Here is a 23,779-nt window from a genome sequence, read left to right on the forward strand (position 1 = left end):
GGGGGCTGGTCGCGCAGTTCCTCGCGCCCCTGGGTGGGTGGGGTCTGGGGTTGTGTGTTGTCTGCGGGTGCGTGGGGGCTGAGCGCGCAGTTCCCCGCGCCCCTGGGTGGGTGGGGGTGGAGGCTGGTGGTCGGGTGCGGGTGGGGGGTGCGTCGGGACATGCGTCCGCAGCCGGAAACGCGTCGGGCCGACCACGTTCCTGGAGGTGGGTGGGAGTCGTCGTACGCTGCGGCCACACATCCCGCCACACCCCCTACACCGAACAACCGGCCCGAGCCCCCACCAGTCAGGGGCGCACCCAACAGCGCCGCTGAACCCCCACCTACCTAGGGGCGCGGGGAACTGCGCACCCAGCCCCCACCGGGCCGCACCCGACACCGAACCTGAACCCCACCTACCCAGGGGCGCGGGGAACTGCGCGACCAGCCACCACGCACCCGCACCCACAAACCCGCCCAAGCCCCCAGGGACACATGGGTTAAGTGCACCACCACAAGAAGCGGTCGCAGGATTCTGTCGGGGTTGGGGTCGGGTCGTCCGGGGTGGGGTCCGGGGTGGCGGGGGGCGAGGCCTCCGGGTCGTCCGGGGTGGACGGGTTCGAAGCGGGGGGTGACGACGTGGGATCGCCCGTCGGTGATCCTTCCTCCGTCGATTCCTCTCCCTCGCCCTTCCCTTTGTCCTTGTCCTTTTCGTCCTTGGTCTCGGTCTTCTCGTCCTTGGCCTTCTTCGACTTCGTCGGGGTCGGGGACTCGTCCGCCGATCCCGACGAAGTCGAACCGCCCCCGGAGGAACCCGACCGCCCCGGAGACGCCGACGCACTCTCCGACGCCTCCTCCGCCGCCGACGCCTTCGGCTCGGACGACGGCGCCTCTATGCCCAGCTCCGCCAGACTCAGCCCGCCGGCGGCCAGCAGCAGCCCGGCAGCCACCAGCAGCACCCGCTTACGCCGCCGCCGGTGCAACGCGGCCTTCCGGTCCCGCCGGTTCGCGCGGACCCCGCGAGCCCCCCGGCTACCCCGCCGCCGCGACCGCCGCCCCGCTCCGCCCTCCGGCCCGCCGTCGCCGTCCTCGTCCCCCAGGTCGTCGCGTTCGTCGCGCTCACCGGTGCTCTCGCGGTCCTTCAGGGAGGCCGCGTACTCCCGGCAGGCTTCGGCCGATGTACCGCACCCCGGGCAAGCGAGGGCGCCGTTGAGGTGCCGTTGGCACGGGTGGCAGTAGTCCATGACGCCGGAAGACTAAACTCCGCCCAGGTCACATTCACAGGCACAGCCGTGAAGGTTCTGTGCCGAACTACCCGTTCCCATGTGCTCAGTTGGGGACAGGCCGGAACATACGCCGCCTTCTCCCGCCGACCTGTCCGAAACCGTTGTCCGTACGACCCATTGACACTGCCGCCGCCCCGTCCTTACTGTCTGGCCAGCATTTCGAACGTGTGACGAAATCTCGAACAGAGCCGTAGAGTACGAGCCGTAGAGCATCAAGGGGCAATTTCCGTGCGTATCACCGGAATCAGCACTCACGTGGTCGGGACGCCGTGGCGCAACCTGACCTATGTCCAGGTGCACACCGACGAGGGGATCACCGGAGTCGGCGAGACCCGCATGCTGGGGCACACCGACGCGCTGATCGGCTATCTGCGCGAGGCGCAGACCAATCACATTCTCGGCTCCGACCCCTTCGCTGTCGAGGATCTCGTGCGCCGTATGAAGTACGGCGACTTCGGGCGCGCCGGCGAGATCGTGATGTCCGGTATCGCCGTGATCGAGATGGCGTGCTGGGACATCAAGGGCAAGGCCCTGGGCGTACCCGTGTGGCAGCTGCTCGGCGGCAAGGTCACCGACCGCGTGAAGGCGTACGCCAACGGCTGGTACACCACGGAGCGCACCCCGGAGGCGTACCACAAGGCGGCGAAGGCGGTCGTCGAGCGCGGGTACAAGGCGCTGAAGATCGACCCCTTCGGGACGGGCCACCTCGAACTCGACCACGAGCAGTCGCTGTACGCGGTCTCGCTGATCGAGGCGGTCCGGGACGCGATCGGCCCGGAGACCGAGCTGATGCTGGAGATGCACGGCCGCTTCTCGCCGGCCACCGCCATCCGGCTCGCCCGGGACCTCGCGCCCTTCAAGCCGGCCTGGCTGGAGGAGCCGGTCCCGCCGGAGAACCTGAAGGCGCTGGAGAAGGTCGCGGCGAAGGTCGACATCCCGGTCGCGACCGGTGAGCGCATTCACGATCGCATCGAGTTCCGCGAGCTCTTCGAGAGCCAGGCCGTGGACATCATCCAGCCCGACGTCGGCCACATCGGCGGCATCTGGGAGGCCCGGAAGCTGGCGGCGACCGCGGAGGCGCACTACGTGCTGGTCGCGCCGCACAACGTGGGCGGGCCCGTGCTGACCGCGGCGAGCCTCCAGGTCGGTTTCACCTCACCGAACTTCAAGATCCTTGAGCACTTCAACGACTTCGCGGACGCGGACATCAAGAAGGTCGTGAAGGGCGCTCCGCAGGTCGTCGACGGCTATTTCGAGCTGTCGCACGAGCCCGGTCTCGGCGTCGAGCTGGACACGGACGCGGCGGCGGAGTTCCCGCAGCAGCAGGCGCGCTTCGACCTGTGGGCGGACGGCTGGGAGCAGCGCAGGCCGAAGGGCGGTGCCAAGTGACGGCGCCCGGATCGGAGTTGCCCAGGGGCCTGTGGGAGGCTGTCCAGCGCCGCCGAACGCCTCCGCCGCGGTCGCGCGCCGCGGTGGACCGAAGGGGGCCCCGCCTCCTCGGGATCCCGGCCCGCCCCACCGTCACGGAGCTGTCATGAGCACCGCACCCCAGGCCGCCGCCGTCGCCTCGTCCCAGGCTGTCGTGATCGAGGGGCCGGGCGAGCACCGGCTGGCCCCCCACGAGCCCACGGCACCCGCCGCGGGCCAGGCCCTCGTACGGGTCCACGCGAGCGGGATTTGCGGCAGCGACCGCGAGGTGTACCAGGGCAACCGCCCCGAGGGGTACGTCCGTTACCCGCTGGTCCCCGGCCATGAGTGGTCCGGCACGGTCGAGGCGGTCGGTCCCGGGGTCCCCGAGGGGCTCGTGGGCCGCAAGGTGGTGGGCGAGGGCTTCCGCAACTGCCAGGTCTGCGACCGCTGCCACGAGGGCGAGACAACGTTGTGCACGGCCGGCTACGAGGAGACGGGCTTCACCCAGCCCGGAGCGATGGCGGCCACGCTCACGCTGCCCGCGCGGCTGCTGCACGTGCTCGCCGACGACGCCGATCTGACGGCGGCGGCGCTCCTGGAGCCCGCGGCCTGCGTCGCGGCGGCGGCTCTCAAGGCGAACGCGCGGCCCGGCGAGCGGGTGGCGGTCGTCGGCACGGGCACGCTCGGGATGTTCGCGGTGCAGTTCCTGAAGGCGGGTTCGCCCTCGGAGCTGCTCGTGGTGGGCACCCGCCCGGACCGCGAGGAGCTGTCGAGGACCTTCGGCGCCACCGACTTCCGTACCCGGGACCAGGAGCTGCCCGCCGACTTCGACGTGGTGATCGAGACCGCCGGTTCGGCGTCCGCCGCGACCACCGCCGCCGCCCTGCTGAGGCGCGGCGGCCGGCTGGTGCTCACCGGCATCCCGGCCCCGGGCGCCGAGGGCCTCGACCCCACCGATCTCGTCGTACGGCAGCTGGAGGTGCACACCGTGTTCGGGGCGCCGCCCGATGCCTGGGCGCACACGGTACGGGTCTTCGGCGCCGGTCTCATCGATCCGCTCCCGCTGGTCACGCACGAACTGCCGCTGGACGAGTTCGCCCACGCCATCGAGCTGGTGGGGTCGGGCGATCCGAAGGTCGGCAAGGTGCTGCTGCGGCCCTAGCAGGCTTCGGCGGCGCCCTTCCGGCCCGGCCCCGATCCGTACGCCGGTGCGGAGACCTGACGCTCCGTACCGGCGTGCGACTCCCGACCCGAACCCTGTCCGACGTCCCGGGATCCCGAAGTTCCGGGATGTCGAACGCATCGAACGCATACTTTGCCAGAGCTAAGGAAAGCTTGTGACCGACGCTTCTCCCAAGGCGGCCCGTCGACCCGGTGAGCAGGCGCTCGCCGCGCTCGGCCTGGGCGCGCCCGCCCTGTCCCCCGCCGACGCCTCACCGCACGCCTTCCCGGGAGGCGGCCGCTGGCGCACCGAGATCCCCTCGTGCGAGGGGCCCGAGGCGCTGGCCGTGGTCCTCAAGGAGTCCTCGCGGCTCGATGTGCCGATCCACCGGATCAGCCAGGGCAGCGGTATCTGGATGCTGACCGACGCCGAGATCACCGAGATGGTCGACGCCACCGCCGAGCGCGACATCGAGCTGTGCCTCTTCACCGGCCCGCGCGGCACGTGGGACATCGGCGGCTCGACCCGTACCGACTCACGGGGTGGCGGCACCCGGGCCCGCGGTCACGACGCGGTGGCCGGCTGTCTTGAAGACGCCGTGCGCGCAACGGAGTTGGGCGTAAAGTGCCTCCTCGTGGCTGACGAGGGCGTGCTGTGGACCCTGCACAGGGCCCGTGTCTCCGGGATCATCCCGGCCGACACCACGCTCAAGGTCTCGGCGCTCATCGGTCCGGTCAACCCGGCCGCGTACGCCGTGTACGAGCAGCTCGGCGGAGACTCCATCAACGTGCCCAGCGATCTCACGCTGGACCACCTGACGGAGATCCGCAGAGTGAGCGCAGCCCCTATGGACATGTACATCGAGGCCCCCGACGATCTCGGTGGCTACGTGCGCATGTACGAGGTCGCCGAGCTGATACGGCGCGGCGCACCGCTGTACCTGAAGTTCGGCCTGTCCAAGGCCCCCGGGATCTACCCGTACGGCCATCACATGAGGGATCTGACGCTGTCCACGGCACGGGAGAGGGTCCGGCGCGGCCGGCTGGCCCTGGACCTGCTGGCGCGGCACGGGGCGGACGGTGACATGGCACCGCTCGGCTCCCGACTGCCGGGCGCGCTCCAACGTTTTGACATTCCCTCATAACGTTCCGAGTACACCCCCTTCACAAAAGCCGACGTGGCCGAACACAATCCCACACACCTCCTCTCGGTCGATCCGCGCTCCACCGCCCCACAACTCCAGACCGAGCCCGTCAGAGCATCAAGGAAGATGATCATGCGCAATCGCAAGGCAGCCCTCTCCGCCATAGCCGCGGCAGCCTCCCTCGCCCTTACCCTCTCCGCCTGCGGGCAGGACAGTGACGGCGGCAGCGAGGGCGACAAGGGAGACGCGAAGGGTTCCACCGTCGGCATCGCGATGCCGACCAAGTCCTCCGAGCGCTGGATCGCCGACGGCGCCAATGTCGAGAGGAACCTCAAGGCGGCCGGCTACAAGACCAAGCTGGCCTACGGCGAGGACGACCCGGACACCCAGGTCTCGCAGATCGAGAACATGATCACGCAGGGCGTGTCGGCGCTGATCATCGCGGCGATCGACAACAAGTCGCTGGACAACGTTCTCCAGCAGGCCAAGGAAGCCGACATCCCGGTCGTCTCCTACGACCGCCTGATCCTCAACTCGCCGAACGTCGACTACTACGCGTCGTTCGACAACGAGAAGGTCGGCGAGCTGCAGGGCGGCTACATCGTCGAGAAGCTCGGCCTGAAGGACGGCTCGAAGAAGGGCCCGTTCAACCTCGAACTCTTCGCCGGCTCGAACGACGACAACAACACCCAGTACTTCTTCAAGGGCGCGATGAAGGCCCTGCAGCCGTACATCGACAAGAAGCAGCTGGTCATCAAGTCGGGCCAGACGAAGCTCAACCAGGTCACCACGCTGCGCTGGGACGGCGGCACCGCCCAGAAGCGCATGGACGACCTGCTGACGTCGGCGTACAAGAGCGACAAGGTCGACGCGGTGCTCTCGCCCTACGACGGCATCTCCATCGGCATCCTGTCGGCGCTCAAGTCGGACGACTACGGCTCCAAGAACAAGCCGCTGCCGGTCGTCACCGGGCAGGACGCCGAGGTCGCCTCGCTGAAGTCGATCAAGGCGGGCCAGCAGACGGCGACCGTCTTCAAGGACACCCGTGAGCTCGCGAAGGTCGCCGCGAACATGGTCGACTCGGTGCTCAACGACAAGAAGCCCGAGATCAACGACACCAAGTCGTACAACAACGGCTCGAAGGTCGTGCCCGCGTTCCTGCTGACCCCGGTGAGCGTGGACAAGACCAACTACCAGAAGGTGGTCATCGACTCCGGCTACGTCAAGGCCGACGCAGTCAAGTAACCGCCACCTCCTAGGGATTGGAAGGCACGACCATGGCGGGACCCGTCCTGGAAATGCGCTCGATCGTCAAGACCTTTCCCGGCGTCAAGGCGCTGTCGGACGTCTCTCTGAGCGTCCGGCCGGGCGAGGTCCACGCCATCTGCGGGGAGAACGGCGCCGGAAAGTCGACCCTCATGAAGGTCCTCTCCGGCGTCCATCCGCACGGGACCTACGAGGGCGACATCCTCTTCGAGGGTGAGTCCTGCCGGTTCAAGGACATCAGGGCGAGCGAGCAGCACGGCATTGTGATCATCCACCAGGAGCTTGCCCTGGTGCCGTACCTCTCCATCGCGGAGAACATCTTCCTCGGCAACGAGCACGCCACGCGCGGCTTCATCAGCTGGACCGAGACGCTGAAGCACGCGACCGAACTGCTGCGGCGGGTCGGGCTCGACGAGCACCCCGACACCCGCGTCGCCGACATCGGCGTGGGCAAGCAGCAGCTCGTCGAGATCGCGAAGGCACTGTCGAAGAAGGTGAAGCTGCTGATCCTCGACGAGCCGACGGCGGCTCTGAACGACGAGGACAGCGGCAAGCTCCTGCAGCTCATCCTGGGTCTCAAGGACCAGGGCATCACCTCGATCATCATCTCGCACAAGCTCAACGAGATCGAGACGGTCGCCGACTCGGTGACCATCCTGCGCGACGGGCGGTCCATCGAGACCCTCGACGTGAAGGCCGCGGAGACCACCGAGGACCGGATCATCAGCGGCATGGTCGGGCGCGACCTCGACAACCGCTTCCCGGAGCGCACCCCGCACCAGCCCGAGGTGGGCGCCGCGCCGGCCCTGGAGATCCGCAACTGGACCGTGCACCATCCGCTCGACCAGCAGCGCAAGGTGGTCGACGACGTGTCGATCCAGGTGCGCCGCGGGGAGATCGTCGGTATCGCGGGGCTGATGGGCGCCGGGCGCACCGAGCTGGCGATGAGCGTCTTCGGGCGCACCTACGGCCGGTACGCGGGCGGCACCGTCCTCAAGGACGGCACGGAGATCCGGACGAAGACCGTGTCCGACGCGGTCAAGCACGGGATCGCGTACGTGACCGAGGACCGCAAGCACTACGGCCTCAACCTCATCGACACGATCAACCGGAACATCTCGCTCAGCGCCCTCGGCAAGGTCTCCAAGGGTGGTGTGGTCGACGAGCACAAGGAGCGGCAGGTCGCCGAGGGCTTCCGCACCTCGATGAACATCAAGGCGCCGACCGTCTTCGAGCCGGTGGGCAAGCTGTCGGGCGGCAACCAGCAGAAGGTCGTCCTCAGCAAGTGGATCTTCGCGGGGCCCGACGTGCTGATCCTGGACGAGCCGACCCGCGGCATCGACGTGGGCGCCAAGTTCGAGATCTACACGGTCATCGACCGGCTGGCCGCCGAGGGCAAGGCGGTCGTCTTCATCTCCTCCGAGCTGCCGGAGCTGCTCGGAATGTGCGACCGCATCTACACGATGTCCGCCGGGCGGCTGACCGGTGAGGTCCAGCGGGCCGAGGCCACGCAGGAAGTGCTGATGCGCCAGATGACGAAGGACAAGAGGTAAAGAGCGATGAGTACGAACGTGACCGCCAAGTCCCCGGCCCCGGCACCCGCCGGCAAGGGCGGCTCGACCGGCGGCGACAGCCTCGTGCAGCTGATGACGGCCGGCCTGCGTCGCAACATGCGGCAGTACGGCATGCTGATCGCGCTGGGCCTGATCGTGGCGCTGTTCGCGGTGTGGACCGACGGCGACCTGCTGCTGCCGCGCAACGTCTCCAACCTGGTACTGCAGAACAGCTACATCCTGATTCTCGCGATCGGCATGATGCTCGTCATCATCGCGGGCCACATCGACCTGTCGGTCGGCTCGCTCACCGCCTTCGTGGGCGCGGTGGCGGCCGTGATGATGGTCAAGCACGACTTCCCCTGGCCGCTCGCCGTGGTGCTGTGCCTGCTCCTGGGCGCCGCCGCGGGAGCCGCGCAGGGATTCTTCATCGCGTATCTCGGCATACCGTCCTTCATCGTCACCCTCGCCGGCATGCTGACCTTCCGCGGTCTGACGGAGATCTTCCTGGAGGGTCAGACCCTCGGCCCGTTCCCCGAGGGGCTGCAGAAGGTCTCCAACGGCTTCCTGCCCGAGGTCGGCCCGGACACCAACTACCACAACCTCACGCTGCTGCTCGGTTTCGCCGTGATCGCGTTCATCGTGCTGCAGGAGTTCCGTGACCGCAGGCGCCAGCAGGAGTTCGCGCTCGACGTACCGCCCTTCAAGCTGTTCCTGCTGAAGATCGTCGCCCTGACCGCCGCGGTGCTCACGGTGACGATGATGCTCGCCAGCTACAAGGGCGCCCCGGTGGTGCTGATCATCCTCGGCGTCCTCGTGGTGGGCTTCGGCTATGTGATGCGCAACGCCGTCATCGGCCGTCATGTGTACGCGATCGGCGGCAACCTGCCCGCCGCGAAGCTGTCCGGTGTGCGGGACAAGAAGGTCACCTTCCTGGTCTTCCTCAACATGGGCATGCTCGCGGCGCTCGCCGGACTGGTCTTCGCGGCCCGCTTCAACGCGGCCTCGCCCAAGGCCGGTGTGAACTTCGAACTCGAGGCGATCGCCGCGTCGTTCATCGGCGGCGCGTCGATGAGCGGCGGTGTGGGTACGGTCCTGGGTGCGATCATCGGTGGTGTCGTCCTGGGCGTGCTGAACAACGGCATGAACCTCGTCGGTGTCGGCAGTGACTGGCAGCAGGTCATCAAGGGCCTGGTGCTGCTCGCGGCGGTCGGCTTCGATGTGTGGAACAAGCGCAAGGTCGGTTCGTAACGTGCCAGGTGGGGCCCCGTGGACGTACGGTCCACGGGGCCCCATTTTTTGTTGTGCGCGTTGTGCGCGACATGAACCACCCACGTCTCGGGAAGTCAGGAACCGGTGAAAGAACTCTTTGGCGAACTCGCCGACGGAACGTTGGTCCACCGCTGGTCGCTGGAGAACGGCGGCACCCGGCTCAAGGTCCTCAGTTACGGCGGCATCGTCCAGTCCCTGGAACTCCCCGACCACCGCGGCCGGTACGCCGGCGTCTCGCTCGGGTTCGACACCGTCGAGGCGTACGAGACGTCCAGCCCGTACTTCGGCGCGCTCATCGGCCGGTACGGCAACCGCATCGCCAAGGGCCGGTTCAGCCTCGACGGCGAGGACCACCGGCTGCCCGTCAACGACGGCGGCCACAACCTGCACGGCGGGCCCGAGGGCTTCGACCGGCAGATCTGGGACGTGGCGGAGTTCACGTCCGGCTCCGACACGGGGCTGGTGCTGCGCCGCACCAGCCCCGACGGCGAGATGGGCTACCCCGGCACCCTGACGGCGCAGGTCACCTACACCCTCACCGGGCAGGGCGACTGGCGTGTCGACTACGAGGCGGTCACCGACCGCACCACGGTCGTCAACCTCACCAGCCACGTGTACTGGAACCTGGCGGGCGAGGGGACCGGCTCCGTCCAGGACCACGAGCTGACCGTCGCCGCGTCCCGCTACACACCGGTCGACGCGGGCCTCGTCCCGACCGGCGAACTCGCCGAGGTGGCGGGCACACCCTTCGACTTCCGTACGCCCAAGGCGGTCGGGGCGGACCTGCGGCGGGCCGATCCACAGCTTCTGCATGCCCAGGGCATCGACCACAACCTGGTGCTCGACAAGGGGCTCACGGCACGGCCCGAGCACATCGCGACCGTCCGCGAGCCGGTCTCCGGCCGCACCCTGAGCATCGCGACGACCGAGCCCGGCGTACAGCTCTACACGGGCAACTTCCTGGACGGCACCCTCGTCGGGTCCGGCGGCCGGGCCTACCGGCAGGGCGACGCGCTGTGCCTGGAGACCCAGCACTTCCCCGACTCGCCGAACCGTCCGGAGTTCCCGTCGACCGTGCTCAGGCCCGGCGAGACGTACCGGTCGACGACGGTCCACTCGTTCGGTTTCTGAACACACGACGCGGGTAGACGACGCGTGCGCGTTACCCGAAACGTGCCCCAAACGCTCCGGCGTACGCCAATCTCCCCAGCTTTCCCATCAGTTGAACACAGGCAGTCCTCCGCCCGTACTTAGGAGCGGCCCGCGTATCCCCGCACGGGCCGCCCCTCAAGGACGGAGGGTCCATGGCCGACAATGTCACCTCGCTGTTCCGCACCGGCGCGCACAGCCCCTCGATGGCCGCGCTGGCACGCGAGAGCGGGGAGGCGGGTCCGCTGGACTTCTGCATCCCGTGCAATCCGTATTTCCCCACGCCCGCGATGTTCGACGAGCTGACCCACCGGCTGCGGGACATCATCACGTACTACCCGAGCAGCGCGGACACCATCACCGCCGAACTGTGCAACCTGCTCCAACTCCCGCCGCAGTGCGTGGCGATGGGCAACGGATCCACCGAACTGATCACCTGGATCGATCACCTGCTGGTCCGGGAGTCGCTCGCCATCCCCGTCCCCACCTTCGGCCGCTGGACCGACCAGCCGCTGGAGACCGGCAAGCGCGTCGACATGTTCCCGCTCCAGGAGAGCAACGGCTTCGCCCTCGACCCGGCGCAGTACATCCAGTTCATCCGCTCCCGCGGCACCCGCGCGGCCGTCATCTGCAACCCGAACAACCCCGACGGCGGCTTCCTGCCCCGGCAGACGGTTCTGGCCTTCTGCGACGCGCTCGCCGATCTGGACCTGATCGTCATCGACGAGTCGTTCCTGGAGTTCGCCGACGCGGAGAACGAGCCGAGCATCGTCGAGGAAGCGGTGATGCGCCCCAACGTCATCGTGCTGCGCAGCCTCGGCAAGAACTTCGGACTGCACGGCATCCGGTTCGGCTACATGGTGGCCAACCCCGGCCTTGCGGGCAGGATCCGCTCGATGCTGCCCAAGTGGAACCTGAACGCCTTCGCGGAGACCGTGGTTTTCATGCTCAAGAACCACGGGCCCGAGTACCTGGAGAGCCTGCAACTGGTGCGCCGCGACCGGCTCGACATGGCACACCAGCTCTCCGCGCTGCCGGGTCTGACGGTCTACCCCTCACAGGGCAACTTCCTCTTCGTGCGCCTCCCCGTGGGCGCCGAAGGCACCGTGGTCCGGGACCGGCTGCTGACCGAGCACCGGGTCCTGGTCCGCGAGTGCGGCAACAAGATCGGTTCGTCCAGCCGCTTCCTGCGGCTCGTGGTGCGCCCCCAGGCAGACGTCCGACGCCTGGTGTCCGGCCTGGAGTCGGTGCTCTACGGGACCAGGAGGGGAAACGCCGTGCCCGAGCTGAGCACAGGGACCAGCTACAGCTCGGGCACGGCGGCCGTCGACCGGCTCGTCGGTTCGACCAACGGACAGGGCTTCCCGGGGCTGGCGAGTGCGGCGAACGGCATGGTTCCGCAGCCCCAGCCGCTCACCGCCGGTCTCAACGGGATGGTCCAGCAGCCGCAACCACAGCCGGTGCCGATGCCGGTACAGATGCCGGCGCCGGTGGCGCCGCAGCAGCAGCCGCCCCAGCCGATGGTGGCCGCGGCGAACGGGGTGGTCGGGCAGCCGCAGCCGCTGACGGCCGCCCAGACCCGGGGCACGAACGGCATGCCGGGCGGGCTGACCGCGCTGAACCCCCAGGGGTATCCGCAGCAGGGGTTCCCGCAGCAGCCCCAGGCGATGCCGCAGCCGGTGCCTCAGCAGCAGCCCGTACCGCCCCAGCAGCCGGCGGGCTGGCCGAACACGGCCGGGGCGTCCAACGGAGCGGGGTGGCCTGCGGCCGGCGCGGCGACGGGGGTGGGCTGAGGCCGGGCCGCCAGGCGCGCCGAAAAGAATCGCGCAGTTCCCCGCGCCCCTTTTCAGGGACGCGGGGAACTGCGCGATCGGCCCCCGCCGGGGCCGCACCCGGCCGGCCTCGGTGTCACGTCGCGGTGAAGCGCCACTGCTGGCACGTGTTGTTCAGCCAGGTCCACTGACGGACGTCCGCTCCGTCGGCGGTGGAGCAGTCCGCGACATCCGCGACCTTCCCCGTCGCCTGGTTCACGATCCGCGTGTAGCCGTCGCTCGTGACCAGGAACCGGAACCGCTGGCAGGTGTTGTCGAGCCAGGACCACTGCCGCAGGTCCGCCCCGTCCGCGGTGGAGCAGTCCGCCGTGTCCAGCACCTTCCCCGACGCCACGTTCACCAGCCGGCTCGTGTCGTCGCCCCGGTCCTCCACCCGCCACTTCTGATGGTTCCCGCCGTTGCAGGCGTACTGCTGGACATTGGCCCCGTCGGCGGTCGAACCACCCACCACCTCAAGGCACTTGCCACTGTTGCGATTGGTGAGCGTGTACGTCGTCGACGTACTCGAAGGCTCCCCCGCCGGCCCCGCCAGACTCGCCCCGAGCGCGACCGGCGTACCGAGGTTCGGCGACCCGTCCGCGTTCCACGTGAACTTCTGCGCCCGCGTGGTCCGCCCGTTGTCGCAGCCGTCGCTCGCGCTGTCGTTGGCGTGGTAGACGATCCAGCTCTCGCTGCCGTCGGGCGAGGTGAAGAACCCGTTGTGGCCGGGCCCGTACACCCCCGCCGCGTCGTTGCGCTGGAAGACCGGCGTCGACTTCTTCGTCCAGGACGACGCGGACAGCGGGTTGGAGCCGGTCAGGGTCAGCTGCCCGAGCTTGTAGTCGGGCGTCCAGCAGCCGCTCGCCGAGTAGATGATCCGCGTCACCCCGCCCCGCTGGAGCACTTCGGGCCCCTCGTTCACCGTCCCGCCCGACGTCTCCCAGCCGTACGTGGGTGTCGAGATCGTCGAGAAGGAACCGCTGAGCGTGTACGGGTTGGACATCGGCGCGATGACGAGGTTCTGCGTCCCGCCGCTCGCGCTGCCCAGCAGATACAGCTGCCCGTTCACGTTCATGACGCTCGGATCCAGCATCCAGGCGCTGTTGAGCTGGTTCTTGTACGTGTACGGGCCCAGCGGGTCGGATCCCGAACTCTCCAGGACGTGGGTGCGCTGGGTCGGGTTGTAGTCGGAGACGTTCTGCCCGGCGACGAAGTACAGGTACCACTTGCCGCCGGAGTAGAAGAGCTCGGGCGCCCAGATGTTGCAGCAGCGCGAGGCCGCGTCGCCCTTCCACACCTGCACGCTGGGCGCGGTCGAGAGCCCGGCCAGGGTCGGCGCCTTGCGCATGGTGATGACGTCGGTCCAACTCGTCGTCACCAGGTAGTAGTTGCCGTCGTGGTACGAGATCCAGGGGTCGGCGCCCTTCACCGACTTGACCGGGTTGCTGAAGGTGGCCGCGCTCGCCGACGGCTGCCCCACGGACAGGGCGAGGAGCAGCGCCGCCAGCAGGGTCAGTAGGCGACGGGCCATCCGCTGCTCCAGTTCAGGAGGTTGATGCCGAGCTTGGGAGTGCCGTTGTCCTGGCCGTCGTAGTAGTGGTAGACGATCAGGTCGCCGTCCGAGTCCGCCATGATCGACTGGCCGCCGGGGCCGATGTACCGCCCGTGCGACTCCAGTACGGGCGTCCCGCCGTTGTTCGTCATCGCCACGCCGCTCTTGTCGTAGTACGGCCCGGTGACACTGGTGGCCCGGCCGACCTTGACCTTGTACGTGGAGCTGGTGCCGGCGCAGCAGGTGTCGTACGAGGCGAACAGGTAGTAGTAGCCGTTGCGCTTGACGATGTACGGCGCCTCGACGGCCTTGGTGCCGGTCGGACGGGACGCGATCGAGTAGCGCGTGGTGTTGGTCGAGAGCTGCTTGCCGGTCGACGGGTTGATCTGGATCATCTTCAGCCCGGTCCACCAACTGCCGAAGGACAGCCACCATTTGCCGTCGCCGTCCACGAAGAGGTTGGGGTCGATGGCGTTGTAGTCGCTGGAGGTGGTGGACGTGTAGACCGTGCCGTAGTCGCTCCAGGAGCCCGGCAGTCCGGTCGTCGAACCGGCGAGGCCGATGGCCGACTTGTTCGAGCCGAAGGTCGAGACGGCGTAGTACATCAGGTACTTGCCGCCCTGGTACGAGATGTCGGGCGCCCAGGCCTCGGTCGCGTACCCCGCCCACCAGCTCGGCTTGGTGCCGAAGGCGTCGGCGCCCGCGCTGAAGGCGATGCGGTCGGTCGACGTCCTGTAGCCGAGGCCGCCGCCGGTGGCGTACAGCAGGTACCGGCCCGACGAGGTGCGGATCATCGTCGGGTCGTGGACGACGGTCGAGCCGGTGACGGTGCCCGGGTTCGGGTACGCGGAGGCGGTGCTGGGGACGAGGGCGAGCAGGACGGCGGCGGGCAGGGCGAGAAGCGCCGCCCGGCGGGTCCTGGTACGGCTGGTCCGGCTGGCCCTGCTGGAGGTGCTGGAGGTGCGGCTCACGCGGATCCTCCTACGAGTGGGGGTTGTGAGTGGGGCTGCGAGTGGGGGGAGTCGCCCGCGACGAGTTGTTCGACATCACGGACATTGGTCACGACTTCGAACGGGACCGTAGAATCGAACCCCTCGCGCGTCAACGGTTCGCACAGCACCTCGCGCCCCGGGAAACGTCGAAAGTTTTTCGGCACCCCGGCTGTCTCACAAGAGACTTGACGCATCGTCACTTTGCCCGACACACAGCGTCCCGACAGCTTCCGTTCCTAAGGTGCCGTGTTCATGACAGACACATCGATCGGACGTCGAACCCTGCTCATCGCCACGGGTGCCACCGCGGCGGCGTTGACCGTGGGCGCCACGGTCCAGGACACCCCCACCGCGGCCGACCGGGCGCCGGCGGCCTCCGCGGCCGTCTGCACCCTCACGAAGGAGATGACCGAAGGCCCGTACTACCTGGACGGACAGCTGGTCCGCGCCGACATCAGCGAGGACAAGACCGGCATCCCCCTGCACCTCGTGCTCACCGTCGTCGACGACGACACCTGCGCCCCGCTCGCGAACGCGCTGGTGGAGATCTGGCACTGCGACGCGCTCGGCGAGTACTCCGGGTTCGTCGGCGGGAACGGGCACGACGAACCCGACAACGGCACGTTCCTGCGCGGCGGGGTCCTGACGGGCTCCGACGGCGTCGCGCGCCTCACCACGGTCTACCCCGGCTGGTACCGGGGGCGCTGCGTCCACGTCCACATCAAGGTGCACACCGACGTCACGCTGACCCCCGACGGCTCCTTCGAGGGCGGCCAGGAGCTGCACACCGGGCAGCTGTTCTTCGACGAGTCCCTCACCACGCAGGTCGCGCGGGTACCCGTGTACGCGGCCAACACGGTGCCGCGTACGACGCTCGCGCAGGACGGCATCTACGACGACGGAGGCGCCGCCTCCGGACTCCTGACCCTCACTCCACTGGGCAGCTCACCGACGGCGGGCTACACGGGAGCCCTGACGCTGGGCGTCGAATCCGGCTGATCGCCCCGTCTTTCAGGGGCGCGGGGAACTGCGCGACCAGCCCCCACCGGGCCCGCAGGGACATCGCCCCCCGTCACCCCACCCCACCGCGGCTGAGCACCCGCATCCCGCCCGCGTCCACGACCCGCACCTGGAGCGACCCGCACCCACAGCGCGTCCACACCGTCTGGCCGCCCGCGGTGCCGTGCCGCGACACCACCTGGAAGGGCTCCGCACGGTCCGGCCACCCGCAGTACGGGCACGCGTCACCCCCGGGCCGCCCACCCCGCGCCGTACCGGCCTCCTGGGCTGTGCTGGTCATCGTCAACTCCTCCTAGGGGGTGGCCGTACGAGCCGTCCGGACGTCGCGACACAGCCAGCGTGCAACGGCACCTCCATGTACGTCCAGGTTGTCTTTCTGGACCACACCTTGAAGCCCAGCCTTTACAATGTCCTCCATGATTGACCTGCGCAGACTCCACGTCCTGCGGGCGGTCGAGCACTACGGCACGGTGACCGCCGCCGCCCGCGCCCTGCATCTGACGACCTCCGCGGCCTCCCAGCAGGTCCGCCAGCTCGGCCGTGAGCTGAAGGTGGACCTGCTGGAGCCGCAGGGGCGCGGTGTCCGGCTGACCCCGGCCGCGCGGAGTCTGCTCACGCACGCCGACGCGATCCAGGCCCGCTGGGACCAGGCGGAGCTCGACCTGCGGGCCGAGGCCGACCACGACGATCCGGCCGGACTGCTGCGCGTGACCGGCTTCCCGACGGCCGTCTCGGTGCTGCTCGCCCCGATGGCGGCCCGGCTGCGCGACCGGCACCCCCGGCTGGTCGTGCGGATCCAGGAGGTGGAGGTGCCGGAGAGCTTCGACCTGCTCTTCGAGGGCGGGACCGACCTCGCGATCGTCGAGGCGACGTCGCGCAACCCACCGCTCGGCGACGCCCGCTTCGATCAACAGCCGCTCCTGGACGACCCGTTCGACCTGGTCGTACCCGAGACGCACCGGCTGGCGGGGCGTGAAGGGGTGGACGTGGCGGAGGCGGCGCGCGAGGACTGGATCGCGCCGGTCCCGGACAGCCCCTGCCTCCCGCACGTACTGTCCGCGTGCGGCGCCGCCGGCTTCACCCCCGAGGTCGTCCACCGGGCGATGGACTGGAACGCCATGGCCCACCTGGTCGCCCACGGACTCGGTGTCGCCCTCGTCCCCCGGATCGCCCACCTCGCCCCCCACCTGCCGATCACCCGCGTCCGCTGCACCGGCGTCCCGCACCGCAAACTCCTCACCTGCACCCGGGCCGGGGGCCACGGACGCCCGGCGGTCGCGGCGGCCCTGGGCGCGCTACGGGAACTGGCGACCACAGCGGTGTCGTGAACACCACGGGACGGCGGACTAGGGTGCCGACCACAGAGGCGGTGGACGCGGTGCCGGGAAGGTGAGGGGCTGTGGAGGTACTGGGGCACGGACACGGGGAGGGTCTCGACGAGTTGCTGCGGTTCGTGCGGCGGCAGGGCAGCCCGGCGGAGGTGCTGGAGATGCTCCGCCGGCGCATCGGGGCGGACGTCGCGTGGATCGGGCGCGGGGGCGCGGTCGAGGCGGCCACGGCCGGATTCCCCCGGCGGACGGTGTCCGCGCTGACCTCGCACGTGGCGCGCCTGGCCGGTGGGCAGGTGGCCGCGGCCACCACCCGGGTCGGTGAGCTGGAGGTACGCCTCGAAGCGTTCGGAGGGCGCGAGCCGCGTCCGGTGCTGGTGACCGTCAGCGCGTCGGCGCTGCCGCGGGAGTCCGCCGCGCTGGCCTCGCAGGCGGGCGGCATCGTCGACCTGCTGAGCCGGGCGTCGGAGGCCGACGACGGCACGCGGGGGTACGAGGCGAAGGCGGCGCAACTGCGCTTCGCGGTGCTGACGGCCCTGCTGGCGGGGGACGTCACGATGGCCCGGCGGATGACCACCGGCGACGTCCCGCCGATCCTGAACGCGGAGCGCGTCCGGGTCCATCTCCTGCACTGCACGCCCGCCGACCGCGACCGGCTGACCCGGACCTATCTGGACCCGTCGGGCTACCACGGCCCGGGGCTGATGGTGAACTGCCCGGTGTTCAAGGAGCAGTTGATCTGCCCTGTCGCCGAGGACCCGGAACTCGGCGGCCGTTTCCAGCAGGGTGAGGTGCTGCGCCGGCTCGTCAGGGAGAACCCCGGGTACGCGCTGGGGGTCAGCCGGCCCCATCCGCTCGCCGCCACCGGCGAGGCCTACGGCGAAGCCGTGCACGCCCTCGCCGTGGCCCGTAACTCCCCCGGCCGGCTGGCCGCCTACCGGGGACGGCCCTCGCTGGTGCACGTACTGCCCCGCCGGGCGGCCGTCGCCTGGGCGAGCGCGTATCTGGAGCCGCTGCAGGACGTGCCCAAGCCGACGGTGGACGTCGTCCGCCTGGCCGTGACGTTCTCCCGGTCCGGCGTGGCCCGCCTGCTGCACCTCAGCCGCACCACGGTGACGGCCCACTGCCGCCGGGCGGAGGAGGCGCTGGGCATCGACCTCGGCGAGGTCCGTACCCGGGCCGAGCTCGATCTGGCCCTGTCCCTCAACGCGCTCCCGTCCGACCCCGCCGACGCCGCCCAGCAGGTCGCGCCGCCACTCGGTGAGCTGCTGCGCACGTACGCCGCCACGACCTGGGCGGAGCCCTTCCTGCACCCGCTGTGCGACACCCGGCACCGCGATCTGTACCTCACCGTGGCGGCCTGGATCGACGCCAACACCGACGCGCAGCGAACGGCGGCGCGGGTGGGCCTGAGCCGCAACACGGTCCGCACCCACCTGCGAGCCGCCGAACGCCTCCTCAACCGCGACCTGCTGACCACCGGTTCAGGCATCCACGACCTCGTACACGCCCTGCGCGTGACGGGTGGACAGCGTGCACACCTGTCGCGCGAATCTGGCCAGCGTGCACGGTGGCCGACGACGCACGTCGCCTCATAACGTGCACAGTGCGCGGCGGATGGCCCACGGGGGAGGCCATTCGCCGCGGCTCCGCCGCGCGGCGGTTCGGCTCCGCCCGGTCCTGCGGGAACGGCCGGTGTCGGACGGGCGTCGAGGGCGGTCATTCGGTCGATACCTCCCGGCCGGCCTCCCCACCGTTCTCGCCGTCCGGCGTGGCGGGCAGACGCATGCCCCGTGACTCGGCCACCCGCAGGGCGTCGGCCAGACACTCGGCCAGCCGGATGCCCGCGTAGCGGACCTCCGTGTACGGCGACATCGGGTCGTCCAGCAGCGGACGCGCGAGGGTGAGCACGTCGACGCCCATGGAGAGCTGCGCCGCCTCCAGCTCGTCGGCGAGGCGGGACAGGTATCCGCCATCGTTGTCCGTGATCAGGTAGTTGGGTCTGCCGTCGAGGGACGGCCAGGGCAGGAGGCGGGGCGCGAGGGGGCTCGTCACCGTCGCGGGCTCGTCGGTGTGTTCCGTCAGACGATCCGTCATGCGCTCCATCAGGCAGCCACCTCCCGCGCGCCGACCAGGCACCCGTCGAGGTCGATCCCCAGATCGGCGGCGAGGTAGGGGCGTACGAGGGCGGGGTGGGAACCGTCGAGAGGGGTGGCGAGCCCGTACGGGGAACGGTGGCGGGGAAGCCGTGGCGGCAGGGGCGCTGAGGGGTGCCGTACGGCGGAGATGTGGAGGCAGACGTAGGCGCGATGGCGGGTACGGCGCCGTTTACCGGTGCCCGCGCAGAAGAGGAGACGCATCCATTCGAGGGTGCGACGGATAGGGTCGTGCATGTCGACGCTCCTGATTCAGCGTTGGCCGTGCCCCGGGAGGTCTAGCCACCTCGCCGGGGACCTTTCGTCCCAGATCACCTCAGACGCTACATCGGGATGCAGCCCTCTGCATACAAGTACAGAGGGATCCACACGATCGTGGAAGTCACCATCGCTCTACGTTGGACATATGAGCGACAAGGAAGAGCCGGAAGAGCCGAAGGCAACCCTGGACCCGCTGAGCGCACGACCGCTCTACGTACAGCTGGCCGACGTCATCGCCAGGAAAATCGAGTCTGGCGAGCTGGCACCGGACAGGCCCATCCCCTCGGAGAACCACCTCGCCGACGAGTACGGCGTCGCACGGCTCACCGCACGGCGTACCGCTCAGGAACTGCGCGAGCGCGGGCTCATCATCACCGTGCGCGGCAAGGGATCCTTCGTCGCCGAACAGCCACCCGGCGACGAGCCCGACGATGGCGCGCCGGACGCCTGAGTCTTGCCTGTGGGCTGCCCCATCAGACAGACGCCGGATGACCGATGACGAACGCGCTCTGCCGGTCGTACTTCGTGACGGCCGCAGCGAATTGGGGCTCGGCGCTCGACAGAAGGGCTACGACTCCCGGCCGTTACGCTCGTGGCATGAGTGAGCATGTGCAGGTCTCGACCGTCACCCCCGCCCGACAGGACGCCGTCGAACTCGCCAAGGGGCTTGACGGGTCACGGGGCAGGGACTCCGCCGACCGGCCCCCGATCGCTCAGGGGCGCTTCTCGACGTCCTTCACCGAGGTCGGGCCCAGCTGCTTGGCGCTGGCGTACTCCGGCATCGTCATGGGCTTGTCGAACAGGAAGAAGGACTGGTTCGTGCCGACCGTGAACTCCATGTACGCGCCCGTCGTGGCATCGAAACCGTAGTAGGCGTTGCAGGTCGAACCCGACGTGTACGTGCCGTCCATGCCGGGCTGTGCGAGGACCGCGACGCCACGGTCGGACGACTCCACCCTCTCTGTCGGGGTGAGCATCTTGCAGCGCGGCACCGGCAGGCCCTTCATGATGAAGTACCCGTACTCGCCCGTGGCGTTCTGGATGTAGACGTACGAGAGTTTGCCCCGCTTCCCCCACGTCTTGACCCACTGGTTGATCGCTTCCCGGGTCGGTGAGTACTCCATGCGGCCCGCCGGCTGCTGGGCCACGAGGTGGTCGTAGTTGCTCTGCTTGGCCTTGTTCTCCTTGTCCTGGCTGGAGTCGCCGGTGCAGGACGTCAAGGCGAGGCCCACGACGAGCGCGACAACGGCGGCCAGGGCCATGCGTGCGAACTTCTTCATACGGTGCTGCCCTCTTCCTGGAATGAGGGTGGAGATCAGGACGGGACGGGGATCAGTCGGTGCACTTGGTGCGCTCGGCGGCGACATCCAGCCGGTACGGCAGATCCTTGTCACGGAAGGGCGCGCGGTGCTCCTGGGCGGCCTTCGAGTTGTAGTCGTTGACCGACTCGATCCGCGTGGCCTTCAGCGCGGTGACCGACTGGTCGATCTGCGTCGTGCGGGTCTCCGAAGCGGTCTTCCGCTCCTCCTTGAGCACCTGGATCGTCCCCTCGGCGTTCTGCACGGCCTCGCACAGATCGAAGAACTCCTCGTACGTGGTCTGCCGGAACTCGCCCGAGGCGACGACGTTCTCGCGCTCGTCCCCCTCACCGCGGAAGGGGGCGGTGATCCACGCCGCACCGCCGAAGGCGAACACCCCGACCACGTACAGCACCGCCAGTCCGATGACCCCGCCGACGGCCCAAGCCCCTATCCGCGCCCCCTCGCGCAACTGCCCCATGGCCCATCCCCCTTCACGGGCGGTCCCGTGGCGTGGAACCACCTTCCGCGAAGAAGGACACGACGCCTGGCGAAACGGTTCCGCCGGCGTGAGTGTCAGGAAGGGCTACCGGCGCGGCCGAGCCACGACTGGCGCATGCCGCAGTGGATGCGGACGCCACCCGGGGAACAACTGCGCCCTCAGGCCTGCCCCGCAGCCGCTCGCGAGCGATCCAGGTCCGAGAGCCCGCTGGTGATCAGCTCAGGGCCTTCTCGATGGCCTCGAAGATGTCGGCGTCGGTCTCCTGCTGCCAGGGCGGCAGGTCGGGCCAGTCGGCCACGTAGCCGGGCTTCGGGTCCTCGAAATGCTTGAACATCTGCGCCGTCCAGCACGTCGCGACGAAGCGGCTCTTCTGCTCTCGGGACAGCCGCGCCGTAGTGCCGTCGCTGATCTCGACGAAGTGGCGGACCTGCTCATAGACGGAACCCGCAGCCTCGCGCTCCCACTGCGGGGTGTCGTCCCACGGCGTGACGTAGCCGGCCTTCGGCTCTCCCGGAAAGTGCTGGCGGACTCCGGCGATCCAGGTCTCCCGGAACAGTCGCGCACCCTCGGTCTGCGGCATGCCTACCCCTCTCATCACTGCGTGTGCAAAGCGGCGATCTCCGCCCCCAGCTCCGCCACGCGGTGGTCACGGCTCACGGGAGCGAACTCGTCACGCAGCGCTTGGAGTCTACGGGCGACGTACCCCGATCCTGAGGATCGAGCCAGTTCGACGGCTTCCCTGCCGTACTCCACCACCTGGTCGATGTCCCGCCGCTTCGCACCGACAGCTGCCAGGCCGGCGAGCACCGCTCCGCGGCGTCGGTAGGACTGCCCGGCCGCCAGGGCTGTCTGCCCCAGGGCGTCCCTCAAGGCGTTCTCCGCCAGGTCCAGACGGCCGAGCTGTACGTAGCGCGACCCCCGCTCCTCCGCCAGACGCGCGCCGTTGAACCGAAGCCATCCCGCGTTGACACTGTCCGCGCCGAGGTCGCGAACACTCTCCGCCCGGTCCAGCGCGCGCTCACACGCGTCCAGGTCACCGAGGCCGGCGTACGCCTCGGCCTGGACGGACGCGACCCACTGCCGGGTCGCAAGACTGCTGTCCCCTCGGTCGGCCAGTCGCCCGGCCGCGTCAAGCATCTGTGCGGTCTGCCGGTACCGCTTCTCGGACATGTCCACGTAGGCGTGACGGACAAGCGCGCATGCCCACAGGTCGTACGCTTCGGCGTCCTTGCCGGCCGACGCGGCAAGCGAGTACGAAGCGGCCGCGTCGGCGTACCGATTGCCGTCGAACGCCACCTCGCCGGCCAGCTGAAAGAGGTCGGCAGCCGCCCTCAGCAGGGGCCGCGCACTGCCATGGTTGCCTGCCAGCGCCTCGTTCAGCATCGTCAGTTGGTCCCGGACGACGAGACAGACAGAGTTCTTGGAGCGGGCCAGTCGGTAGACCTGCCAGAGGTGTCTGTTCATACGCGTGAAGTCGGCAGGTGCTCCCCGACGGACGCCCTCGGTCAGAGCCTCGGCCTCCTCGACCGGCAGGGCATTAAGGGCTCCGCTGACAGTCAGTATGCGGAGGAATTCACGGCGGATCATTTCGTCGGAATCTCCCTCGCTAGGGGAAACACTGGACTGGTGACCGGCATTCTCCTGGCCTGCGGCTCGCGGTGGCTTCAGGATGACGTCCAGCTCTTGGAGGCTCACTTCGAGGGTGGCGGCCAGACCCCGTCGCTGAGGCGGCTGAGGAGCGACTCTCCCGCTTTCCCAGCGTCCGATTGTTGTGCGGTCCACACCCAGCGACTCGGCCAGCTTCTCCTGACTGTAGCCCAGGGCCCTGCGCCGTTCCGCCAGTCCCATGGTGCCCCCTTCCCAAGGGCTGCGGCCCCTTCGGCGCCCGTGCACGGACCTGCGTCAAGACTGCCGCATCGATGCCGTGGAGACCGCCGGCTCATGGCGCTTTCCTGGATGTTGCCCCGGACGAGCAACGGGATTCACAAAGGAGTTCGGTCATGACCACAAGAAGCGAAGCTCTGGCGCGCGAGCCGGACGGCAGCGCGCGGGCGCAGTACCTGGGTGACGAACAGCGAGTTCTCATGACGCTCCGGGTCTCCCGTGACTCCGGCCGGTCTTGGGGCCAGGTGACGCATGTGCGGGAGGACGAGGATCAGGTGGTCCTCGGCAACCCTTGTGGCTTTCCACCGTGCAGATGCCCACGCTGCACGGGCCGCTCCGCACACTGCGAAACTTCCGCTCGGATGGAGTCGTAGTGCGGTGCACACACTGGCGTTGGGCACCCCTGGATCTGGTGCGGGAAACACGGGGAAGGTCGGCAGCGGAGTGCGTCGACAGCGTCGTGCAGTGCCAGTTGTCCGCGCACGACGACGGTGAGCACTACGGTCTCCTCGACGACCTGGGCGAGTACGGGACCGCGCTGTGGCTCCGCTGGTCGGGGCGGACCGACGTGGATCTGGCCGTACTGCCGGACTGCCCGGTGGCCGCCCCGGGAGCCGACGGTGAGGGTTGCTGTCTGTTCGCCGGCCATGCCGAGCAGCACAGCTGGGAGGACGTTGCGGAGGAGGCCTCGCGCTTCAGATGATCACCAGCCCGCGCAGTGGCACGTTCCGCGTCGCACGCCTCGACACAACGGA

At 69.2% G+C, this 23,779-nt stretch carries 23 protein-coding genes; 13 read left to right on the forward strand and 10 right to left on the reverse strand.

Annotation, left to right across the window (positions count from 1 at the left end):
• Positions 1 to 478: 478 nt before the first annotated feature.
• Positions 479 to 1,222, reverse strand: a complete 744-nt coding sequence (locus ACLVWQ_RS12490; protein WP_414108501.1) for a hypothetical protein — start codon at positions 1,220 to 1,222, stop codon at positions 479 to 481.
• Between the two features lie 270 nt (positions 1,223 to 1,492).
• Here ACLVWQ_RS12490 and ACLVWQ_RS12495 point away from each other — a divergent pair, with 270 nt between their 5' ends.
• The 8 genes from ACLVWQ_RS12495 (at position 1,493) to ACLVWQ_RS12530 (ending at position 12,013) form a co-directional block, all read left to right on the forward strand.
• A complete protein-coding gene (locus ACLVWQ_RS12495) occupies positions 1,493 to 2,653 on the forward strand; it encodes a mandelate racemase/muconate lactonizing enzyme family protein (protein ID WP_414108502.1) in 1,161 nt (386 codons plus the stop codon).
• A gap of 145 nt (positions 2,654 to 2,798) precedes the next feature.
• Complete coding sequence (locus tag ACLVWQ_RS12500; RefSeq protein WP_414108503.1) at positions 2,799 to 3,836, forward strand: zinc-dependent alcohol dehydrogenase; 1,038 nt, start codon at positions 2,799 to 2,801, stop codon at positions 3,834 to 3,836.
• 175 nt (positions 3,837 to 4,011) lie between these two features.
• Positions 4,012 to 4,980 carry a hypothetical protein gene (locus ACLVWQ_RS12505; protein ID WP_414108505.1) on the forward strand — a complete coding sequence of 323 codons (969 nt, stop codon included), beginning with the start codon at positions 4,012 to 4,014 and terminating at the stop codon, positions 4,978 to 4,980.
• Positions 4,981 to 5,112: 132 nt separating this feature from the next.
• Positions 5,113 to 6,225 carry a multiple monosaccharide ABC transporter substrate-binding protein gene (gene chvE / locus ACLVWQ_RS12510; RefSeq protein WP_414108506.1) on the forward strand — a complete coding sequence of 371 codons (1,113 nt, stop codon included), beginning with the start codon at positions 5,113 to 5,115 and terminating at the stop codon, positions 6,223 to 6,225.
• A gap of 32 nt (positions 6,226 to 6,257) precedes the next feature.
• Positions 6,258 to 7,799: a multiple monosaccharide ABC transporter ATP-binding protein gene (mmsA, locus tag ACLVWQ_RS12515; protein WP_414108507.1), complete on the forward strand. Its 1,542-nt coding sequence runs from the start codon at positions 6,258 to 6,260 to the stop codon at positions 7,797 to 7,799.
• Positions 7,800 to 7,805: 6 nt separating this feature from the next.
• Positions 7,806 to 9,050, forward strand: a complete 1,245-nt coding sequence (gene mmsB / locus ACLVWQ_RS12520; RefSeq protein WP_414108508.1) for a multiple monosaccharide ABC transporter permease — start codon at positions 7,806 to 7,808, stop codon at positions 9,048 to 9,050.
• Between the two features lie 105 nt (positions 9,051 to 9,155).
• Positions 9,156 to 10,202 (forward strand): aldose epimerase family protein, encoded by a 1,047-nt coding sequence (locus ACLVWQ_RS12525; protein ID WP_414108509.1) that lies wholly within the window; start codon positions 9,156 to 9,158, stop codon positions 10,200 to 10,202.
• A 173-nt stretch (positions 10,203 to 10,375) separates the two neighbouring features.
• On the forward strand, positions 10,376 to 12,013 hold the full coding sequence (locus tag ACLVWQ_RS12530) for a pyridoxal phosphate-dependent aminotransferase (RefSeq protein ID WP_414108511.1): 1,638 nt from the start codon (positions 10,376 to 10,378) through the stop codon (positions 12,011 to 12,013).
• Between the two features lie 115 nt (positions 12,014 to 12,128).
• On the opposite strand, the gene ACLVWQ_RS12535 is transcribed toward ACLVWQ_RS12530, so the two are convergent.
• Complete coding sequence (locus tag ACLVWQ_RS12535; protein WP_414108513.1) at positions 12,129 to 13,562, reverse strand: family 43 glycosylhydrolase; 1,434 nt, start codon at positions 13,560 to 13,562, stop codon at positions 12,129 to 12,131.
• Positions 13,544 to 14,554, reverse strand: a complete 1,011-nt coding sequence (locus ACLVWQ_RS12540) for an arabinan endo-1,5-alpha-L-arabinosidase (RefSeq protein ID WP_414108514.1) — start codon at positions 14,552 to 14,554, stop codon at positions 13,544 to 13,546. The genes ACLVWQ_RS12535 and ACLVWQ_RS12540 overlap by 19 nt, the downstream gene beginning before the upstream one ends.
• 273 nt (positions 14,555 to 14,827) lie before the next feature.
• Between ACLVWQ_RS12540 and ACLVWQ_RS12545 the strand changes: the two genes are divergently transcribed.
• Positions 14,828 to 15,574, forward strand: a complete 747-nt coding sequence (locus ACLVWQ_RS12545) for an intradiol ring-cleavage dioxygenase (protein ID WP_414108515.1) — start codon at positions 14,828 to 14,830, stop codon at positions 15,572 to 15,574.
• 73 nt (positions 15,575 to 15,647) lie between these two features.
• On the opposite strand, the gene ACLVWQ_RS12550 is transcribed toward ACLVWQ_RS12545, so the two are convergent.
• Entirely contained in the window at positions 15,648 to 15,875 is a 228-nt protein-coding gene (locus ACLVWQ_RS12550; protein ID WP_414108516.1) for a hypothetical protein, read from the reverse strand.
• A 136-nt stretch (positions 15,876 to 16,011) separates the two neighbouring features.
• Between ACLVWQ_RS12550 and ACLVWQ_RS12555 the strand changes: the two genes are divergently transcribed.
• Together ACLVWQ_RS12555 and ACLVWQ_RS12560 are read left to right on the forward strand one after the other, a co-directional pair.
• Positions 16,012 to 16,923, forward strand: coding sequence for a LysR family transcriptional regulator (locus ACLVWQ_RS12555; protein WP_414108518.1), 912 nt, complete (start codon positions 16,012 to 16,014; stop codon positions 16,921 to 16,923).
• A gap of 71 nt (positions 16,924 to 16,994) precedes the next feature.
• On the forward strand, positions 16,995 to 18,521 hold the full coding sequence (locus tag ACLVWQ_RS12560; RefSeq protein ID WP_414108519.1) for a helix-turn-helix domain-containing protein: 1,527 nt from the start codon (positions 16,995 to 16,997) through the stop codon (positions 18,519 to 18,521).
• 121 nt (positions 18,522 to 18,642) lie between these two features.
• Here the strand turns inward: ACLVWQ_RS12560 and ACLVWQ_RS12565 are convergent, their stop codons facing one another.
• Together ACLVWQ_RS12565 and ACLVWQ_RS12570 are read right to left on the reverse strand one after the other, a co-directional pair.
• Positions 18,643 to 19,020, reverse strand: coding sequence for a hypothetical protein (locus ACLVWQ_RS12565; RefSeq protein ID WP_414108520.1), 378 nt, complete (start codon positions 19,018 to 19,020; stop codon positions 18,643 to 18,645).
• 8 nt (positions 19,021 to 19,028) lie between these two features.
• On the reverse strand, positions 19,029 to 19,316 hold the full coding sequence (locus ACLVWQ_RS12570) for a hypothetical protein (RefSeq protein ID WP_414108522.1): 288 nt from the start codon (positions 19,314 to 19,316) through the stop codon (positions 19,029 to 19,031).
• Positions 19,317 to 19,485: 169 nt separating this feature from the next.
• On the opposite strand from ACLVWQ_RS12570, the gene ACLVWQ_RS12575 reads away from it, so the two are divergent.
• Positions 19,486 to 19,791, forward strand: a complete 306-nt coding sequence (locus tag ACLVWQ_RS12575) for a GntR family transcriptional regulator (RefSeq protein WP_414108523.1) — start codon at positions 19,486 to 19,488, stop codon at positions 19,789 to 19,791.
• Between the two features lie 262 nt (positions 19,792 to 20,053).
• Here the strand turns inward: ACLVWQ_RS12575 and ACLVWQ_RS12580 are convergent, their stop codons facing one another.
• From ACLVWQ_RS12580 to ACLVWQ_RS12595, 4 genes are all read right to left on the reverse strand, one after another.
• Entirely contained in the window at positions 20,054 to 20,620 is a 567-nt protein-coding gene (locus tag ACLVWQ_RS12580) for a hypothetical protein (RefSeq protein WP_414108524.1), read from the reverse strand.
• 52 nt (positions 20,621 to 20,672) lie between these two features.
• A complete protein-coding gene (locus ACLVWQ_RS12585) occupies positions 20,673 to 21,119 on the reverse strand; it encodes a hypothetical protein (protein WP_414108525.1) in 447 nt (148 codons plus the stop codon).
• A gap of 235 nt (positions 21,120 to 21,354) precedes the next feature.
• Positions 21,355 to 21,720 (reverse strand): hypothetical protein, encoded by a 366-nt coding sequence (locus tag ACLVWQ_RS12590; protein WP_414108527.1) that lies wholly within the window; start codon positions 21,718 to 21,720, stop codon positions 21,355 to 21,357.
• 14 nt (positions 21,721 to 21,734) lie between these two features.
• Positions 21,735 to 22,988 (reverse strand): helix-turn-helix transcriptional regulator, encoded by a 1,254-nt coding sequence (locus ACLVWQ_RS12595; RefSeq protein WP_414108529.1) that lies wholly within the window; start codon positions 22,986 to 22,988, stop codon positions 21,735 to 21,737.
• Positions 22,989 to 23,484: 496 nt separating this feature from the next.
• Between ACLVWQ_RS12595 and ACLVWQ_RS12600 the strand changes: the two genes are divergently transcribed.
• The gene (locus tag ACLVWQ_RS12600; RefSeq protein ID WP_414108530.1) at positions 23,485 to 23,727 is read left to right on the forward strand and encodes a hypothetical protein; all 243 of its coding nucleotides are present in this window, start codon (positions 23,485 to 23,487) and stop codon (positions 23,725 to 23,727) included.
• Positions 23,728 to 23,779 lie beyond the last annotated feature (52 nt).

Source organism: Streptomyces sp. CWNU-52B (genome assembly GCF_047444975.1).
GTDB lineage: Bacteria > Actinomycetota > Actinomycetes > Streptomycetales > Streptomycetaceae > Streptomyces.